Annotated in this window: 20 protein-coding genes; 5 read left to right on the plus strand and 15 right to left on the minus strand. The window is 68.0% G+C overall.

Features of this window, described 5'->3' with window-relative positions:
- Together BM133_RS32795 and BM133_RS32800 are read right to left on the minus strand one after the other, a co-directional pair.
- Nucleotides 1–864 carry a TPM domain-containing protein gene (locus tag BM133_RS32795; protein ID WP_177225025.1) on the minus strand — a complete coding sequence of 288 codons (864 nt, stop codon included), beginning with the start codon at nt 862–864 and terminating at the stop codon, nt 1–3.
- 145 nt (nt 865–1009) lie between these two features.
- Nucleotides 1010–1609, minus strand: a complete 600-nt coding sequence (locus tag BM133_RS32800) for a LemA family protein (protein ID WP_371286380.1) — start codon at nt 1607–1609, stop codon at nt 1010–1012.
- 47 nt (nt 1610–1656) lie between these two features.
- Between BM133_RS32800 and BM133_RS32805 the strand changes: the two genes are divergently transcribed.
- Nucleotides 1657–2409: a hypothetical protein gene (locus BM133_RS32805; protein WP_093443478.1), complete on the plus strand. Its 753-nt coding sequence runs from the start codon at nt 1657–1659 to the stop codon at nt 2407–2409.
- A gap of 4 nt (nt 2410–2413) precedes the next feature.
- Here the strand turns inward: BM133_RS32805 and BM133_RS32810 are convergent, their stop codons facing one another.
- From BM133_RS32810 to BM133_RS32840, 7 genes are all read right to left on the minus strand, one after another.
- Entirely contained in the window at nt 2414–3088 is a 675-nt protein-coding gene (locus BM133_RS32810) for a cysteine hydrolase family protein (RefSeq protein ID WP_093443479.1), read from the minus strand.
- On the minus strand, nt 3085–4017 hold the full coding sequence (locus BM133_RS32815; RefSeq protein ID WP_093443628.1) for an ABC transporter permease: 933 nt from the start codon (nt 4015–4017) through the stop codon (nt 3085–3087). The genes BM133_RS32810 and BM133_RS32815 overlap by 4 nt, the downstream gene beginning before the upstream one ends.
- Nucleotides 4017–5168 (minus strand): ABC transporter permease, encoded by a 1152-nt coding sequence (locus BM133_RS32820; protein WP_218158424.1) that lies wholly within the window; start codon nt 5166–5168, stop codon nt 4017–4019. The genes BM133_RS32815 and BM133_RS32820 overlap by 1 nt, the downstream gene beginning before the upstream one ends.
- Nucleotides 5161–6693, minus strand: a complete 1533-nt coding sequence (locus BM133_RS32825) for an ABC transporter ATP-binding protein (RefSeq protein WP_093443482.1) — start codon at nt 6691–6693, stop codon at nt 5161–5163. The genes BM133_RS32820 and BM133_RS32825 overlap by 8 nt, the downstream gene beginning before the upstream one ends.
- A gap of 30 nt (nt 6694–6723) precedes the next feature.
- On the minus strand, nt 6724–7857 hold the full coding sequence (locus BM133_RS32830) for a BMP family ABC transporter substrate-binding protein (protein WP_093443484.1): 1134 nt from the start codon (nt 7855–7857) through the stop codon (nt 6724–6726).
- A gap of 65 nt (nt 7858–7922) precedes the next feature.
- Nucleotides 7923–8309, minus strand: a complete 387-nt coding sequence (locus tag BM133_RS32835) for a VOC family protein (RefSeq protein ID WP_093443486.1) — start codon at nt 8307–8309, stop codon at nt 7923–7925.
- 13 nt (nt 8310–8322) lie between these two features.
- Nucleotides 8323–9324 carry an isopenicillin N synthase family dioxygenase gene (locus tag BM133_RS32840; RefSeq protein WP_093443630.1) on the minus strand — a complete coding sequence of 334 codons (1002 nt, stop codon included), beginning with the start codon at nt 9322–9324 and terminating at the stop codon, nt 8323–8325.
- A gap of 203 nt (nt 9325–9527) precedes the next feature.
- On the opposite strand from BM133_RS32840, the gene rutR reads away from it, so the two are divergent.
- Entirely contained in the window at nt 9528–10238 is a 711-nt protein-coding gene (gene rutR, locus BM133_RS32845; protein WP_093443488.1) for an HTH-type transcriptional regulator RutR, read from the plus strand.
- 1 nt (nt 10239) lies between these two features.
- Here rutR and rutF read toward each other — a convergent pair whose 3' ends face one another.
- Genes rutF through rutA form a run of 6 tightly spaced genes read right to left on the minus strand, consistent with a single transcriptional unit; the run spans nt 10240 to nt 14545 of the window.
- Nucleotides 10240–10785 carry an NADH-dependent FMN reductase RutF gene (gene rutF / locus BM133_RS32850; RefSeq protein WP_093443490.1) on the minus strand — a complete coding sequence of 182 codons (546 nt, stop codon included), beginning with the start codon at nt 10783–10785 and terminating at the stop codon, nt 10240–10242.
- A 17-nt stretch (nt 10786–10802) separates the two neighbouring features.
- Entirely contained in the window at nt 10803–11399 is a 597-nt protein-coding gene (locus BM133_RS32855; protein ID WP_093443492.1) for a malonic semialdehyde reductase, read from the minus strand.
- Nucleotides 11396–12202, minus strand: a complete 807-nt coding sequence (gene rutD / locus BM133_RS32860) for a pyrimidine utilization protein D (RefSeq protein ID WP_093443494.1) — start codon at nt 12200–12202, stop codon at nt 11396–11398. Before rutD ends, BM133_RS32855 begins: the two co-directional genes overlap by 4 nt.
- Before the next feature lie 5 nt (nt 12203–12207).
- Nucleotides 12208–12600 carry a pyrimidine utilization protein C gene (gene rutC / locus BM133_RS32865; protein WP_093443496.1) on the minus strand — a complete coding sequence of 131 codons (393 nt, stop codon included), beginning with the start codon at nt 12598–12600 and terminating at the stop codon, nt 12208–12210.
- A 22-nt stretch (nt 12601–12622) separates the two neighbouring features.
- Nucleotides 12623–13417 (minus strand): pyrimidine utilization protein B, encoded by a 795-nt coding sequence (gene rutB, locus BM133_RS32870; protein ID WP_093443498.1) that lies wholly within the window; start codon nt 13415–13417, stop codon nt 12623–12625.
- A 15-nt stretch (nt 13418–13432) separates the two neighbouring features.
- The gene (gene rutA / locus BM133_RS32875; protein WP_093443500.1) at nt 13433–14545 is read right to left on the minus strand and encodes a pyrimidine utilization protein A; all 1113 of its coding nucleotides are present in this window, start codon (nt 14543–14545) and stop codon (nt 13433–13435) included.
- Between the two features lie 216 nt (nt 14546–14761).
- Here rutA and BM133_RS32880 point away from each other — a divergent pair, with 216 nt between their 5' ends.
- The 3 genes from BM133_RS32880 to BM133_RS32890 are packed head-to-tail and all read left to right on the plus strand — an operon-like array spanning nt 14762 to nt 16849.
- The gene (locus BM133_RS32880; protein ID WP_093443503.1) at nt 14762–15214 is read left to right on the plus strand and encodes a YybH family protein; all 453 of its coding nucleotides are present in this window, start codon (nt 14762–14764) and stop codon (nt 15212–15214) included.
- 44 nt (nt 15215–15258) lie between these two features.
- Entirely contained in the window at nt 15259–16281 is a 1023-nt protein-coding gene (locus tag BM133_RS32885; RefSeq protein WP_093443505.1) for a YheT family hydrolase, read from the plus strand.
- 4 nt (nt 16282–16285) lie between these two features.
- The gene (locus BM133_RS32890; RefSeq protein WP_093443507.1) at nt 16286–16849 is read left to right on the plus strand and encodes a DUF2946 family protein; all 564 of its coding nucleotides are present in this window, start codon (nt 16286–16288) and stop codon (nt 16847–16849) included.
- Nucleotides 16850–16878: the final 29 nt, after the last annotated feature.

Here is a 16878-nt window from a genome sequence, read left to right on the forward strand (position 1 = left end):
TCACCAGTCTCCCGAGGCGCCGCCGCCGCCGAAATTGCCACCGCCGCCGGAACTGAAGCCGCCGCCACCACCCCCGCCGCCTCCACTCCATCCGCCGCCACCGCCGCTGCTCCAGCCACCACCGCCTCCGCCGCCGCGGCCACCACCGAACCCGGCAAGACCGGTGAACAGCGAGACCATGAGTGCGATCAGCCCGGCGATCACCGCGATGACCGTGCTGGTCGTGAGAAAGAACGCGACCGCGCCGATGCCCCCGCCCATGACGACCGAGCCCAGCGTCTTGCCCAGGATGGCGCGCACGATCGGCGCGCCGACGAAGACGCCGACGAACAGGAAGATCGCGAGGTTCTCCCAGTCGAAGTCGCCGCCCGAACTGCTGCCGCCGCTGTTGCGCGAGGGCTCGGGCAGCGGCTCGCCGTCGACCAGGCCGATGAGCCGGTCCACTGCCGCATTCAGCCCGCCCGCGAAGTCGTTGTTGCGAAAGCGCGGCTTCATCTCCTCGTCGATGATGCGCACGGCCGCCAGGTCGGGCACCGCGCCTTCGAGCGCCTTGGCCGTGGCGATGCGCATCTTGCGGTCGTCCTTGGCGACGATCACGAGGAGGCCGTCGCCCACGTCCTTGCGGCCGATCTTCCAGGCGTCGCCCACGCGCTGCGCGTAGCTGGCGATGTCTTCGGGCTGGGTGGTCGGCACCATCAGCACCACGATCTGCGAGCCCTTGCGAGCTTCGAACGCCGCGAGCTTGGTTTCGAGGCCCGAGCGCTGCGCGGCATCGAGCGTGCCGGTCTGGTCGATCACGCGCGCGGTGAGCGTGGGCACGGGCAGCAGGCCCTGCGCGAAGGCGCCGGCCATGCCCAGCGTCATCAGCAGGAAGGCCACCCACAGCGGCCTCGTCAGGCGCGCGAACCGTTCCAGGAGCACCGCCGGACGGGCTTTGCCCGGCCGCAGGTGCTGCCCCCGGCGAGGGGGTTGGCGAAGTGACACGAAGTGCACGAAGACCGGGGGCGTGCTACTTCTTCGGTGCGCTGAAGTCGACGGTCGGCGGCGTCGAGATCTGCGCTTCGTTCTGCACCGAGAAGTTGGGCTTGGGCGCGTAGCTGAAGATCTTGGCCGTGATGTTGGTGGGGAAACTGCGCGCGAGCACGTTGTACTCCTGCACGGTCTCGATGTAGCGGTTGCGCGCCACGGTGATGCGGTTCTCGGTGCCTTCCAGCGTCACGCGCAGGTCGCGAAAGGCCTGGTTGGCCTTCAGCTCGGGGTAGCGCTCGGACACCACCATCAGGCGCGAGAGCGCCGAGGAGAGCTCGCCCTGCGCCTGCTGGAACTTGTTGAAGGCCTCGGGGTTGTTGAGGGTTTCAGGCGTCACCTGGATCGAGGTGGCCTTGGCGCGCGCCTCGATCACCTTGGTGAGCGTGTCCTGCTCGAAGCTGGCCTCGCCCTTGACGGTGGCCACGATGTTGGGCACCAGGTCGGCGCGCCGCTGGTACTGGTTGAGCACCTCGCTCCAGGCCGATTTGCTGGCCTCGTCGAGAGACTGGAACTGGTTGTAGCCGCATCCGCTCAGGGACAGGACCGCCGCGAGAATCAAGAGCCAGCGCTTCATCATCATTTGCATTACCTCCGCGAGAAGAAGCGGAAGGTAGCATAGGTGGCTCCATGACCCTCGATCCCCTACAGGCACTGCAGGCCGCGAACCGTGCGGTATCGCCCACCCATGCGGCGAACGCCGGCACGTTGCTGATCGCGGGTGCGACGGGCGCCCTGGGGCAGGAGCTGCTCCGAAAGCTGGCCGGCCGCCATCGTTTTGCCCATGCCCGCGTGCTGTCGCGCGAGCCGATCCGCGACGGGTTGCGCGGCGTCCAGACTTATCTTTGCCCCGGCCTGCCGATCGCCCAATGGCCGCTGACATCGGCCGACGCCGCGGTCATCGCCTTCGATCCGCCCCGGCTCTATCACGACCGCGAGCGTGCGCTGTGGGTGCCGCAGCCTTCCGACCTGCCTGCGCTCGCGCAGTGGCTGCGCGCCTGCGGCGTGCAGACGCTGGCCATCGTGCAGCCGCACGACCAGGGCAAATTGCCCGAGGCGCTCAAGCGCGGCCTGGCGAGCCTGGACGAGCAGGCGGTGGTCGCCAACGGCTTCGACCGGGTGATCCTCGTGCGCTCGGCGCGCAAGCCCCTGAACGCGAAGTTCGCCAACCCCGCGGAAAGGCTGGCCGCCTGGATGCTGTCGGTCGTGCGCTTCATGGTGCCCAGCAGCGAGCAGCCGGTGCGCGCGTCCAAGGTGGCGGAACTCGTCGACATCGCGCTGCGCATCGCGCCGGCGGGCGTGCACGTGGCCGCACCTGAAATGGTGTGGGAGGCCTCGCAGGGCCAGCAGATGCAGGCCGTGGCGCAGCGCTGGTTGAGCTAGCGCATCAGCCGCGCCACTGGCGCAGCATCTCCGCCGAATCGAGCACCAGCCCCAGGTGCAGCGACACCATGGCGAGCGCGGCGCTCTCCAGGTGCGCATCGGTGCCGCGCACCAGGTCGCGCAGCACGATCACGCGGTAGTTGTGGTTGTTGGCGTCGAAGGCGGTGTTGAGCACGCAGCAGTCGGTGAAGCCGCCGTCGAGCACGACCGTCTCGATGCGCTGGTTGCGCAACAGAAAGTCCAGGTCGGTCGGATAGAAGGCCGAGAGCCGGCGCTTGGTGTCCACGCGCATGTCGCCGGGCTCTACGCGCGTGACCCATTCGGTCCAGCGCGAGCCTTCGATGGCGTGCGCGTCGGCATTCGGAATGTCGCCCACATGCAGCGGGAAGGTACGTCGCCACGCCGCCGGAATGCCATGGATGTCGTCTTCGCCGCCAGGCCGCAGCACCGACTTGATGTGCACGATGCGCACGCCCAGCGCGCGCACCTGGTCATGAAAACTGTCGATCGGCGCCACCACGTCGCGCGCCCGCGGCGCGGGGCACGGGCAGTCGGGGCTGTCGTCCAGGTGCCCGCGGTGCATGTCGATGGAGACGACCGCGGTGGTGGCGGGGTTCAGGTAGTCGGCGAACTGCGCCGCATCGAGCTCGCGTTCCTCGTTGTAGACCCAGGCCTTCATCGGCGTTCTTCTCTCACGTAGGGTTGGCCCAGCGCACCGGGCTCGTCGTCGCCGCTGCGCCGCCCGAGCGCGACCCAGACCATCACGCCGAGCGTGACGGCATACGGCGTCATCATCACGAAGTACTGCGGCAGCTGCACGCCGGCCGCGGCCAGCTGCGGGATCAGCGCCTCGATGCAGCCGAACAGCAGCGCGCCCGCGAACGCCTTCCAGGGCGACCAGCGCGCGAAGATCACCAGGCCCACCGCGATCCATCCGCGTCCGCCGGTCATGCCCGCGATCCACAGCTTGGTGCTGACCACGGAGATGTACGCGCCCGCCAGCCCGACCAGCGCAGAACCCGCGAGCACCGCGGCGAAGCGCCATGCGGTAACGCGAATGCCCGCCGCATCGGCCGCCTGCGGGTTCTCGCCGACCGCGCGCAGGCGCAGGCCCGTGGACGTGCGCGCGAAGAACCAGGCCACCGCGCCGAAGATCGGCAGCGTGAGCCACACCATCGCGTTCTGCTCGAAGAGCCTGCCCACGCCGGGCAGCAGCGACAACGGCCAGAGCGCCATCGCGCCGATGCCCTCGGTCGCATGGTTGGTCCAGTCGGCCGTCGAGCCGACCAGCGCCGTGAGGCCCTGGCAGAAAAACACCAGCGCGAGGCCGGCGATCACCTGGTTCACGCGCAGCCAGATCACCATCACCGCGAACAGCACGGAGACCAGGCTGGCCGCGAGCATCGCAAGCACCAGCGACACCGCCGGCTGCCCGAGCGCCAGCTGCGCGCCGATGCCGGCCAGCGCGCCGACCAGCATCAATCCTTCGGCGCCGAGCGAGAGCACGCCCGCGCGCTCGCTGATGATCAGGCCCAGCGCCGCGAGCGCGTAGGGCACCGCAAAGTCGGGCGTGCTGGCGAGCCAGTTGAGAACGATGCCGCCACCCATCACGCAGCCTCCGCGCCCACACGGCGCAGCCGGTGGCGAATGAAGAAATCGCTCGATGCCACGCACACCACGATCACCGCCTGGATCAGCTGCACCATCGAGAAAGGCACCTGGTAGAACACCTGCAGGCTGCGGCCGGTGACGAACAGTGCCGCGACCAGCAGCGCCACCACGGCGGCCGCCAGCGGGTTGTTGCGCGCAAGGAAGGCGATGAGGATGCCCGAGAAGCCATAGCCCTGGTAGAAGGCCTGCGTGAGCCTTCCTTCCTGCCCCGAGGCCACCGCGAAGCCCGCAAGGCCCGCCATCGCACCCGACAGCAGCACGGCGCCGTAGATGGTGCGGCGCACCGGCACGCCGGCCGCATGCGCCACGCGCGGGTTCGCATCGACGAAGCGCAGGTAGAGCCCCGCGCGGCTCACGCCCACCAGCCACCACGCGAGCAGCGCGACGACGCCGGCAAGCAGGATCGCGCTTCCCACGCCCGCGCCCAGTTCGGGGAGCCGCTCGAACGCACGGAACTGCGGCGAGTAGGGGAAGTTGTCCTTCGGGTCCTTCCAGTTGCCGTAGACCAGATGCAGCAGGAAGTTGGCCGCCATGTAGTTGAGCATCAGCGTCGAGATGATCTCGTTCACGCCCAGCTTCAGCTTGAGCCATGCGGGCCCCAGCACCCATAGCAGCCCGCAGCCGATGGCGGCGACGAACATCAGCGGCAGGCGCAGGCTCTCGGGCCCGACCTGCCACATCGATACTGCCGTGGCGCCGATCGCGCCCCAGATCATCTGGCCTTCGAGCCCGAGGTTCCAGAAGCGCGCGCGAAAGGCCATCGAGCCCGCGAGACCGACGAGGATCATCGGCGCGGCCTGGAACAGCACGGCGCGAAAGTTCTGCCCGTCGAAGAAGGTCTGCATCACGAACTCGTTGGCAAGTTCGTCGGCCGGCACGCCCGCCGCCACGAGGATCGCGGCGGAAATCGCAAAGCCCACCAGCAGTGCGATCGCAAGGATCAGCGCCTGCCAGCGCCACGCCATGTGCTGGCGGATCTCCAGCGTGTAGCGGCGGCTCGCGAGCGGTTGCGGCGCGCGCACGGCTGCGGGTGTCTTCGGATCGGTCTTCGGGGGATGCACCATGGCAGCGAGGGATGCGTCAGCCATGGTCCACCATCGCCTGGCCGATGGCCTGCCGGTCGGCCGGCTGCGCGAACTCGCCGGCAATGCGCCCGCGCGTCATCACGCCCACGCGGTCGGCCAACTGCAGCACCTCGTCGAGGTCTTCGCTGATCAGCAGCACCGCGGCGCCGCCGTCGCGCGCGGCGCGCAGGCGTGCATGCACCTCGGCGCTGGCACGCACGTCCAGCCCGCGGCTCGGGCTGTGCGCGAGCACCAGCGTGGGCGACTTGCCGAACTCGCGCGCGAGCACGAGTTTTTGCGCATTGCCGCCCGAGAGCAGCGCGGCCTTCTGTGCCACCGAGCGCACGCCCTGCACGTCGAAAGCGCGCACGGCTTCCTGCGTGTCGGCCTGGATGCGGTTGCGGCGCAGGTGCCACACGGGACCGTAGCGCCCGCTGTGCACGCGGCCGATGGCGTAGTTCTCTGCAACCGAGAGACCGCCTGCGAGCGCGAGCCCGTAGCGGTCGGCCGGGATTGCGGCAATGCCGACGTTTCGGCGCGCCGGGGCGGACATGGTCTTGAGATCGCCGTGGCCTTCCAGATGCATCTCGCCTTCTAGGCTGGCGCCAATATCGGGCAGGCCCATGATGGCGCCGGCCAGTTCGCTCTGGCCATTGCCGCCGACACCGGCCAGGCCGTAGATCTCGCCCGCATGCAGTTCGAGATCGACACCGTCGAGCACGCGGCGGCCCTGCGGCGAAGCGGGCGAGCGCAGGCCGCGCACCGACAGGCGCACGGCACCGCGCGGCGAAGTGGCCGGTTGCGACGAAGGTGCGGCAACGGATTCACCCACCGTGAGCTTCACGAGTTCGCCTACCGACGTCGCACCCGGCTCCAGCGTCGCCACCGTGCGGCCGCCGCGCATCACCGTCACGCGATCGGCATACGTCTTCACATCGGCCATCTTGTGCGTGACCAGCACCACGGCGGAGCCGCTGCGCGCGAGCCCCTGCACCGTCTGCAACAGGCGCGCGGCCTCCTGGTCGGTCAGCACCGCGGTGGGCTCGTCCAGGATGAGGATGCGCGCACCCGCGAGCAGCACCTTGAGGATCTCGACGCGCTGCTGCTCGGCAATCGAGAGCGCGTCGATGCGCTTCGAAGGATCGATGTCGAAGCCCAGCTCCGACGCCTTGTTGCGGATGTCGCGCGAAATCTCGCGCAGCCGCTCTCCATGGCTTTGAAACTCGGCCGGCGGCGGCGCGGTGAGCAAGATGTTCTGCGCCACCGTGAACGGCCGCACCAGCTTGAAGTGCTGGTGAACCATGCCGATGCGGTGCTTCGCCGCATCGCGCGGACCGGCCAGGCGCACCACGTTGTCGTCCACCAGCAGTTGCCCGGCCTCGGGCGCGTAGAGCCCGGCCGCGATGTTCATCAGCGAAGACTTGCCCGCGCCGTTCTCGCCGAGCAGCGCATGCACTTCGCCCCAGCGTGCGGCGAAGTGCGCGTCGGTGAGGGCCGCGAAACCGTCGAAGGTCTTGCGGATGCCGGTGAGTTCCAGCGCGTTGGGCATGCCGGTTTCTCTCTCTCTCTCTTTCCCTGCTTACTTCTGCGTCACCACGCCCTTGACGAACCAGTCCATCTTCCAGAGGTCGGCGTCCGACAGCACCGCGCCCTTGACCACGCGCTCCTTGCCGTCGCGGTCGGCCAAGGGCCCCGCGTAGATCTGCTTGCCCTTGAGGATCGCTTCGCGTTCCGCCGTGATCGCCGCAGTCTTGTCCTTGGGCACCGCGGGGCCGAAGCCCGCGATGTCGGTGCCGCCGTCCTTCATCTCGATGAAGGCGCCGTAGGGCGCGGGCTTCCAGCCGCCGGCCATCACCTTCTTCAGTTCGGGCGTCAAGAACCGGTCCCACACCCACACCGACGAGCACAGCGTCGCCTTGGGCGCGAACTGGCGCAGGTCGCGGTGGTGGCCGGTGCCGTACACGCCGCGCTCCTGCGCCACGATCTGCGGCGTGGGGCTGTCCACGTGCTGGCCGATCACGTCGGCGCCCTGGTCGATCAGCGCGGCGGCGGCGGCGCGCTCCTTGATGGGGTCGTTCCACGCGCCCGTGTAGATCACGTTGACGGTGGCGTTGGGGTTCATCTTCTGCGCGCCGAGCGCGAAGGCGTTGATGGTCCAGTTCACCACGCCGAAGGGGTTGGCCGCGACGAAGCCGAGCTTGCCGGTCTTCGATGCCGCGCCCGCGGCCATGCCGCAGAGGTACTGGCTCTCGTAGGTGCGGCCGTAGAACGATTCGAGGTTGCTGCCGTTGGTGGTGCCCGAGCCGTTCAGGAAGGCCACGTCGGGGTACTTGGCGGCCAGGTCCTTGAAGCTGTCGGAGTAGCCGAAGGCGGTGCCGATCACGATGTTGGCGCCGCGCTGGATGAACTTCTCTGCCGCGGGCTTGATGGCCGAGGCGTCTTCGGGCACGTTCTCGACGAACTGGATCTTCTGGCCGATCTCCTTCTCGATCTTCACGCGCGCTTCGTCGAAGGCCTGCGTCCAGCCGCCGTCGTTCTTCGGGCCAAAGTAGAGCATCGCGATCTTCGGCTTGTCCTTCAGGGTGAAGCCGTCGGCCGCCAGGGCGGGCAGCGTGACGAAGAAGGCGCCGCCGGCTGCCAGCGTCAGTGCAAGGCCGAGAAAGCCGTGAAAGCCGTGAAAGCCGGGACGGCCGGTGGTGGGTGTGCGCAGCATGGAGCAACCTTTCGTGGGAAGCATGGAAAGTGACGGAAGAAAAACCAAAGCAGATGCCGCGCGCGTCACATCATGAAGTTGATGCGGAACACGTTGCCTTCGGGGTCCAGCAGCACGGACTGGTACCAGTTGTAGTAGGTGACGTAGGGCGGCTTGATCAACGTGGCGCCGGCTTCGATCGCGACGGGCACCATGCGGTCGACGTCGGCCTGGCTGTCGACGTCGATGTTCAGCAGGAACTTCACGCCGCGCGTTTCGGAGAACTCGGCAAGGTGCAGCAGTTCGTAGGCGTCCAGGGCGTTGAAGCCCAGGCTCGACTTGCCGGTGTCCAGGCCCCTGAAGATCGGCGAGCGGATCGCTTCGATCTCCGGGAAGCCGAACACGCGCTGGTAGAAGCCGCTGAGCGCGACCACGTCCTTGGCGAACACGTTGACGTAGGAGAGATGGGCCATGTCGGGCTTCGGCTCAGGCCGTCGCCTTGGTGCCGCCGAAGGTCGTCTGCTTCACGAACTTCGAGGTGAGATGGTCGCCCGACGAAATGGGCGCGTACTTCGGCGCTTCGCCCGGCGCGAGGCAGCTCGGCAGGCACTCGACCATCGCGTCGTAGTTCGGCTGATGGAAGAACACCAGCGACTGCCGGCGGTTGGTGCTCGCCACTTCGAACGGCGGGTTGACCACGCGGTGCAGCGTGGACACCCACAGGTCGTTGGTCCACTGCATCATGAGGTCGGCGATGTTGACGACCATGCCGCCCTCGACCTGCGGCACGTCGACCCACTGGCCCGCCTTGTTGAAGACCTGCAGGCCCTTGTCGTCGGGCAGCACGATGGTGAGGCTGCCGTAGTCGCTGTGCGCGCCGGCGCGCAACTGGCCGGGCAGCGGCGCTTCGCGCTGCGGCGGATAGCTCAGCACGCGGAACATGCTGATGTGCTCGTCGATCTTGTCGTCGAAAAAGGTTTCGGGCAGTTCCAGGCCGAGCGCGAAGATGCGCATCAGCGAACGCGAGAGGTCGCTCATCGCCTCGAAGTAGCCTTCGTAAGCTTCGCGGAAACCGTCGATGGGCGGCCAGCTGTTGGGCTCGAAGTGGGGGCCGGCGGCGGGGCCGTGGTGGTAGTCGTCGTCGGGCACGTTCGAGGGGCCGATGGAGAACGACTCCTTCAGGTCGCCGGGCGCCGCTTCTTCCAGGCTGTACGAGAGGCCCTCTTCGCCGACGGCGCTGTAGCCGCGCACCGCGTCTTCGCGCGGGCGATCGACCTTGCGCTTTTCGGCCAGCGGCATGTTGAAGAATTCGCGCGAGAGCGACGACACGCGCGACACCAGCCCGGGCGGGATGCCGTGGTTGGTGATGACCAGGAAGCCGATGCTGCGGCAGGCCTCGTCGACTTTCTGCGCGATCTGCGCCTTGCCTTCGGGCGTGCCGGCGAAGTAGGGCGCGAGATCGATGATGGGTACGGACAGCAGGGTCATGGGCGGGTCCTCGTGCGTGGCATGCCTTTCGCCATGCAACGTCTGTGCCAGTTGGACCAAATGGACAAATCGCATTTGTCGCGTCAGCATGGTGCGCGCCACGGGGGCTCGCAAGCCGCCGTGGCGCAACGCGATGCACCGCGGCCTTACAGTGGTGCGCCGTTCAGAAGAACCTGCAATCCGTACATGAAGAGCGAGGGAAGATGCCGAAGACCAAGGCGCTGGCAGCAGCCAGCAGCAGCACCGACAAGAGCCCGGCGCGCAAGCGCGCGAAACCCGCGGTGCGCAGCGCATCCGCCGTGAGCCGGCGCCTGCGCCAGATCGAGGACAAGCGCAGCGCGATCCTCGGCGCTGCGCTGGGCCTCTTCTCGCGCTTCGGGCTGCACGGCACCTCGATCGACCAGGTGGCGGCGCGCGCCGATGTGTCCAAGAGCAACCTGCTCTATTACTTCGCGAACAAGGAGGAGCTGTACGTCAACGTGCTGCGCGACCTGCTCGCGGTGTGGCTCGAACCGCTGCGCGGCTTCAGCGCCGAGCAGGACCCGGGCGAAGCCATCGGCGACTACATCCGCCGCAAGCTCGTGATCTCGCGCGACCGGCCCGATGCATCGCGCCTGTTCTGCCTCGAAATGATCCAGGGCGCGCCGTTGCTGCGCGATGAACTCGACCGTGAGTTGCGCACGCTGGTGGAGCGCAAGTCGGAGGTGATTCGCGCCTGGGTCGAGGCCGGCAAGCTCGCGCCTGTCGATCCGCATCACCTGATCTTCGCGCTGTGGGCGATCACGCAGCACTACGCCGATTTCGGTGTGCAGGTGCATGCGCTGTCGGGGCACACGCTGGACGACGCGGCGTTCTTCGAGCAGACGGTGGAGAACGTGCAGCGCATCGTTCTCCAGGGCATCACCGTGCGTTGACTCAGTGCGGCGGCGCGGCGATCTCGTGATAGCGCCGGTCGAAGTAGATGAGGCTCTGTGCCGCACCACCAATGGCGATCGCCACCGCTTCGCAGAACAGCACGTCGTGCGTGCCGGCGCTGGTGGCGCTCACCACGCGGCAGTCGAATGACGCGGCCGCATCGTCGAGCACCGGCGAGCCGGTGGCCTTGCGGCTCCAGCGGCCGGCGGCGAAGCGCTCGTCCATCGGTGTCTTGCCGCCGAACAGGCCCGAGAGCGCCTGGTGGCCCGCGGCCAGCACGTTCACGCACAGCACGCCGTTGGCGGTGAACGCGGGGTACACCGAGGCCGAGCGGTTCAGGCACACGAGCAGCATCGGCGGCTCGTCGGTCACGCTGCACACGGCCGATGCGGTGAAGCCGGCGCGGCCCGCGGGACCGTCGGTCGTGATGATGTTCACCGCCGCGCCCAGCCGCGCCATCGCGTTGCGGTAATCGGCCTTGGGCAGCGCCGGCAGCGCCGGCAGTGGGCCGCTCGGCGGGACGTGGGACGCAATGACGTTCAGCATGGAGGACTCCTGAGGCTTCAGGCCAGGATGCAGGCTTCGTCGAAGGGCAGGCGCGGCAGGCGGCCGAACACCTTCGACGCATCGCCGTGGCCGAGATTGATGAGGAAGTTGGTGGTCCAGTCGGTGCCTTCGAAGAACGCGGCATCGACCTTCGCCTTGTCGAAGCCCGACATCGGGCCGGCGTCCAGCCCCACCGCGCGCGCGGCGAGCAGCAGGTAGCCGGCCTGCAGGCTCGCATTGCGGAAAGCAGTTTCGTGTGCGGCTTCGGGGCTGCCGGTGAACCAGCTGCGCGCATCGCCGTGCGGGAACAGCGTGGGGAGCTTGTCGTAGAACTTGCAGTCCCACGCGGCGATCACGGTGACGGGTGCCGACATGGTCTTGTCGAGATTGCCCTTGGAGAGTGCGGGCGCGAGGCGCTCCTTGCCCTCTGGCGTGCGCACGAAGACGAAGCGCGCGGGCGAGCAGTTGGCCGAGGTCGGCCCCAGGCTGGCCAGGGCGTAGATGCGCTGCAGCTGGGCATCGGACACGGGCTCGCCGGTCCATCCGTTGTGGCTGCGCGCGCTGGTGAAAAGAAGCGCGAGCGCCGCGTCTTCCAGGATCTGCGAGGAGGTCATGCGGGAACTGCGGGTGTGCTGACCCGCGCGAGAAAGTCGAGCAGGCTGCGGTTGAAGGCGGGCGCTTCGGTCACGCTGTGGGCGTGGCCGCCGTGCGAGACGAAGTCGAGCGTCACGTCGTGCAGGCCATCGGCCAGCCGCTGCGAGCAGGTCCAGGGGACGAGCACGTCGTCCTTCGCAGCTGCGATTAGGGTGGGCACGGCGATGTCGGCCAGGCGCGCATCGATGTCGAAGGCACGCAGCGCGGCGATGCGTGCACGCATGTTGGCTTCGCCCGGGAAATGCGCGAAGGCGTGGTCGACTTCATCGGCCACGCGTTGTGCGTGTTCGGCGCACCAGGCGGCGGGGTACAGGAAGATCGGCTGGGCTTCCACATACGCGCGTGGACCGAGCGCGCCGAGCAGCGCGAGCCGTGCATCGAAGCAGCGCGCCGAATGCGGGTTCGGTTTCGACCATGCGTTGACGAGCACGAGGCTCACGACGCGCGATGGTTCGTCGAGCGCGAGCTGCAGCCCGACCAGGCCGCCGAGCGCATGGCCTGCGAAGTGGCATTGCGCGGTGCCGGTGGCATCGAGGATCCCGATCACGTCGCGCGCCATGTGCGCAATGGCATACGCCTCGGGCAGCGCGACGGGGCTGCGGCCCGTGCCGCGCTGGTCGTAGGCGATGACGCGATGGCCCGCATCGACCAGCGCGCCGAGCTGCGGCTGCCAGAAGCCGGCCGAGCCGCCCAGGCCCGACGACAGCAGCACGGTGGCCGCTGCATCGGCCGGCCCGTGCACCTCGTAGTGCAGCGACGTCATGCGACTCAGGCCTTCTTGCCGACGTGCGCGATCGAGGCGATCTCGATCAACGCATCGGGCTTCACGAGGCCGCACTGGATGCAGTAGCGCGCGGGCTTGGTGCCGGGAAAGAACTCGGCATACACCGCGTTGATCTTCGCGTAGTCGGCCCAGTCCTTCAGCATGATCTGGTTGAAGGTCACGTCGTCCATGGTGCCGCCCGCGGCCTCGACCACGCCCTGGATGGTGGTGAGCACGTGCCGCGCCTGCGCGCTCGCATCGCCGATGTGGACCACGTTGTTGTCCTTGTCGAAGGGCAGGGTGCCCGAGACGTAGAGCACGCCGTCGGCGAGCGCGCCGGGAACGTAGGGAGCCAGGGGCACGCCGGTGCCGGGCGGGATGATGGCTTGCTTGGGCATTCGAGGACTCCTTGAAAACGAATCAGGCGATGGCCGCTTCGGCCGTTGCGGGTTGAGTGGCGACTTCCGGCGCGAAGGTGCTGCAGAACTGGTCCACCGTGGAGACCCATCCGAAGAAGGTCTCGACGTTGTAGACCGAGGCCTTCTGGATGGCCGCACCGCCCAGTTCGTGCGTCGCGTCTTCCAGCATCACCGCGAAATATTCGAGATGGAACGCATCGCGCAGCGTCGATTCGACGCACACGTTGGTCGCGATGCCGGTGAACACGAGATGGCGGATGCCGCGCGCGCGCAAGGTGCTGTCGAGCGTGCTGTTGAAGAAACCGCTGTAGCGCGTCTTGGGCACGACGATGTCGCCGGCCTGCGGCTTCATCTCGGCGATCAGTTCGTAGTCCCAGCCGCCCTTGGCGAGGAACTTGCCCTGCAGCTCGGGCTTGGCGCGCATGGTCTTGAGCGCGTTCGACTTGTGCCAGTTGGGCGAGCCGGGGCCGCCCGCTTCGACATACGCCGCGTCCCAGCCGTTCTGCAGGAACACGACCAGCATGCCGGCCGCGCGAGCGGCGGCGATGGTGCGCGCGATGTTGGCGATGGTGCCCTGCGCGCCGGAGATGTCGAAGCCGGCCGAGTCGACGTAGCCGCCGATGGATGCGTAGGCGTTCTGCATGTCGACGACGATGAGTGCGCAGTCGCTGGCGTGCAGCGCCAGCGGCTCGGGGCGTGCGGGCAGCACCAGTGGTGCAGGTGCACCGGGCAGGCGCGGCGCGCCTACGGGCGTGGTCGATGTGAGCGTGGTGTTCTTCGGCGTGGGCGTGGTCATGCGCGTCTCCTCTCTTCAGGCCGCAAGGCGCTCGGGTTCGACCTGCGAGGGCACGGGGCTTTGCACGTGCGCGCGGCTCTTCATCAACGGCTGGATGCGTTCGCCGAAGGCCTCGACGCCTTGCACGAAATCGTCGAAGGTCAGCAGCACGCCTTCGGTGCCGGGCACCTCGGCCACTTCGTCGAGCAGGCGTGCGACGGTTTCGTAGGAGCCGACCAGCGTGCCCATGTTGATGTTCACCGCCGAGGTCGGGTCGGCCATCTGGCGCACGTTGGTGTCCGCGCCCGACTTGGTGTCGGCCGCGCCCTGCTGGCCGAGCCATGCGATGGCCTCGTGGTCGGCGCCGGCCTTGTAGTGTTCCCACTTGGCGCGCGCGGCCTCGTCGGTTTCGTCGGCGATCACCATCATCAGCACGTAGGTGGTGACGTGGCGGCCGGTCTTGTGCGTGGCCTCGACGAGCTTCTCGGCCGCGGGCGCAAAGGCCTTGGGCGTGTTCACGCCCTTGCCGAAGCAGAAGTTGTAGTCGGCGTACTTCGCGGAGAAGTCCATGCCCGCGTCGCTCTGGCCGGCGCAGATCACCTTCATGTCGGTCTCTGGCTGCGGGCTCAGGCGGCAGTCGTCCATCTGGAAGTGGTCGCCCTTGAAGTCGGACTTGCCGGTGCCCCAGAGGTCGCGCAGCACCTGGATGTATTCGGACAGGTACTGGTAGCGCGTGCCGAAGAACTGGTCGCCGGGCCACATGCCCATCTGCGAGTACTCGGGCCGTTGCCAGCCGGTGACGAGGTTCAGGCCGAAGCGGCCGCCGGAAATCGAATCGATGGTCGAGGCCATGCGCGCGACGATGGCCGGCGGCATCACCAGCGAGGCGGCGGTGGCGAAGAGCTTGATCTTCGTCGTGACCGCCGCAAGCCCCGCCATGAGCGTGAAGGACTCCAGGTTGTGGTCCCAGAACTCGGTCTTGCCGCCGAAGCCGCGCAGCTTGATCATCGACAGCGCGAAGTCGACGCCGTAGCGCTCGGCCTTCAGCGTGATCTCCTTGTTGAGCGCGAAACTGGGCTTGTACTGCGGCGCGTTTTCGGAAAGCAGCCAGCCGTTGTTGCCGATGGGAATGAAGATGCCGACGTTCATGAAGGGCTCCTGTTGCGGGGTTGCAGAGCCCTATGCATGGCGCGTGCCAGCCGGATAAGTCGTTTCAAATCAACAGGTTATGGTTTTTTGGCGTTTTTGTTTTGACCATTTGGTCCAAAGTGGAGCAGGCGAACCGAAAAAATTGCGGCGACGCGGTGCAGGCCGGACCAAAGCGGTGCAGCGTCGGCGTCACGAACGGCGCGGCAAAATCACGCCATGCCCAAGACCCCACACCGTGCCGCCGCGGCCATCGGCGGCACCGCCGACGATGTCGAGGCGGCTTTCTACGAAGCGCTGCAGCGCGGCGACATCGACGCGCTGATGGCCTGCTGGGCCGACGAAGACGAGGTGTTCTGCGTGCACCCCGGCGGCCCGCGGCTGGTGGGGAGCATCGCGATCCGCGCGGCGTTCGAGCAGATGTTCGGCAACGGCGCGATCCACGCCCAGCCGGCGCGGGTGCGCAAGATCGAATCGCTCGCCAGCGCCGTGCACAACGTGCTGGAGCGCATCGAGGTGCTCACCGCCGAAGGCCCGCGCCATGCCTTCGTGCTGGCCACCAACGTCTATCACAAGACCGCGCAGGGCTGGCGCATGGTGGCGCACCACGCGAGCCCGGGCAGCGCGCGCGAGCCCGACGACGCGAACGACCCGCCCCAGACCCTTCACTGATGCCTCCTGACGCTTCTTCTCCCCTGAACCTTTCTCGCTCGGCCATGGCCTATGCGGCGCCGCGCTGGCTGCCCGGCGGCAACCTGCAGACCATCTGGGCCGCGCTCTGTGCGCGCCGCTTCGACGGCGTGGCGCCCGTGTACCGCCGCGAGCGCTGGAACGCGCCCGACGGCGACTTCATCGACGTCGATTTCATCGATGCGCCGCTGCCCGGTCCGCGGCCGCTGCTGGTGCTGTTCCATGGGCTCGAAGGCTCGTCGCGCAGCCACTATGCGGAGGCCTTCGCCGCGTTTGCGGCCGAGCAGGGCATGGCCTTTGCCGTGCCGCATTTCAGGGGCTGCAGCGGCGAGATGAACCTCGCGCCTCGGGCTTATCACTCAGGGGACTACGAAGAGATCGGCTGGATCCTTCGGCGCATGCACGACCAGCACGTCCTTCACGGCGGAGGTCCGGTGCTGGCCGCGGGTGTCTCGCTGGGCGGCAATGCGCTGCTGCGCTGGGCCTGCGAGGCGGGCGACACGGCCCGTGCCTCGGTCAGCGCGGTGGCCTCGGTGTCCGCGCCGGTCGACCTTGCGGCAGGCGGCGAGGCGATCGGCCGCGGCTTCAACCGGCTGGTCTACACACGCATGTTCCTCGCGACCATGAAGCCCAAGGCGATGGCCAAGCTGGCGCAGTTCCCGGGCCTGTTCGATCGCGAGCGGCTGCTGGCCGCGCGCGACCTCTACACCTTCGACGACGTGTTCACCGCGCCGCTGCACGGGTTTCGCAATGCCGACGACTACTGGGCGCGGGGCTCGTCCAAGCCGCACCTGGGCCAGATCCGCGTGCCCACGCTGGTGGTGAACGCGCTCAACGATCCGTTCATTCCGGCCCGGAGCCTTCCGGGGCCGGGCGAGGTCGGGCGGCACGTCACGCTGTGGCAGCCGGCACATGGCGGGCATGTCGGCTTTCCGCTGGGACTGCCACCGGGGCATGTGCGCGGGATGCCGGAGCGCGTGGGCAACTGGCTGCAGGTGCACGGCGGCGTTTTGGCTGACGCCTCTGCGGCGCAACCGGCAGGAGAATGAATTCATGGACGACATCGTCAAACAGGCGCTCGCCAAATGGCCCAACGTGCCGCACTGCTACGGCTGGCTGGGGCTCGATGCGCGCGGCAACTGGTACATGCGCGACGACCGCACCCAGGCCGAGGGCCCGTTCGTGCAGGCCAAGGGCTCGATGCTGCGGCACGACAAGCTGATCGACTTCATCCATCGCAACTACGAGCACGACGACGAAGGGCAGTGGTTCTTCCAGAACGGGCCGCAGCGCGTGTACGTCGAACTGGAGGCTGCGCCGATGGTCTGGCGCGTGGCGGACGAGGGCGGCGGCAGATTCACGGTCACCGCCCATACCGGCCAGACGGTCGACGTCTCGGCCTGCCTGCTCGACGAGGCCGGGCGGCTCTATCTGGTCGCGCCGATCGGGCTCGGGCTGGTGCACACGCAGGACGTCGGCATCGCGGCCGAAGCGATCGAACAGGGACTGTGGACGCCCGAGGCAGTGCAGGCCGGCGATTTGCCGCAACGCTTCGGCCATGTCATGAGCCCGGCGAAACGCCATGCGGGCGCTGCCGAGGCGCTATCAAAACAATAGTTCAGGGGCGCGCATCGCCCACAAAAAAG

The organism is Variovorax sp. 770b2 (assembly GCF_900115685.1).
In the GTDB taxonomy this organism is placed as follows: Bacteria; Pseudomonadota; Gammaproteobacteria; order Burkholderiales; family Burkholderiaceae_C; genus Variovorax.